This is a genomic window from Leucobacter soli, assembly GCF_042659205.1.
Classification (GTDB): domain Bacteria; phylum Actinomycetota; class Actinomycetes; order Actinomycetales; family Microbacteriaceae; genus Leucobacter; species Leucobacter soli.
Window position 1 is genome coordinate 1 of sequence record NZ_JBHSRW010000471.1, and the last position, 676, is coordinate 676.

The window sequence follows — 676 nt, forward strand, 5'->3', positions numbered from 1 at the left end:
CCAGACCCTGCGCTCCGACCGCCGACTGCCGGGCACCGGTCGCGAGCTGTTCGGTGCCCGAGGCGAGCTCGGTCGTGCCGGTCGCCAGCAGGGCGCCGCCCGCCGCGAGCAGGGACGCCCCGTCGGCGAACGCCGACGTGCCGGTGGAGAGCTTCCGCGCACCCGTCGCGAGGGTCGAAGTCCCGGTCTCGAGCTCGTCCACTCCGTCCGAGAGCTTCGAGGCGCCCTTCGCGAGCTTCTTGGCCCCCGTCGCGAGCTTCTTCTGGCCGTCGGCCGAATCCTGCGCGCCCTTCGCGAGGCCGGTGCCGCCCGCCTTGAGCTGGTTGAGATCCGTCTCCGGGTCCTCGGACGACAGTGCGCCGAGCTGAGCGAGGAGCTGATCCAGGCCTGCGAGGGCCTGCTCCTTCGCCTCCGGACTCGGCATCGGGATGGTGTCGTCCGCGATCGCATCGCGGTACTGCTGCAGCGGTGCGATCGCTGCCGCGGCGCCCTGCTGGAGCCCGCCGATCGCGGTGTTGACGCCGTCGGTGTAGCCCTTCACGCCGTCGGCCAGCGTCTGCCCGCCCGCGGCGGCCTGCTTCGCACCGGTGGCGAGATCCCCGGCTCCCGTCGCGAGATCCCCGGCTCCCGTCGCGAGCGCGCCGACGCCCTTCGACAGCTTCGCCGCGCCGTCCGC

1 pseudogene is annotated in these 676 nt (G+C 73.8%); it reads right to left on the reverse strand.

The features are described from left to right. A pseudogene (locus tag ACFPZL_RS14015) lies at positions 1 to 676 on the reverse strand (YhgE/Pip domain-containing protein); the annotation flags it as partial.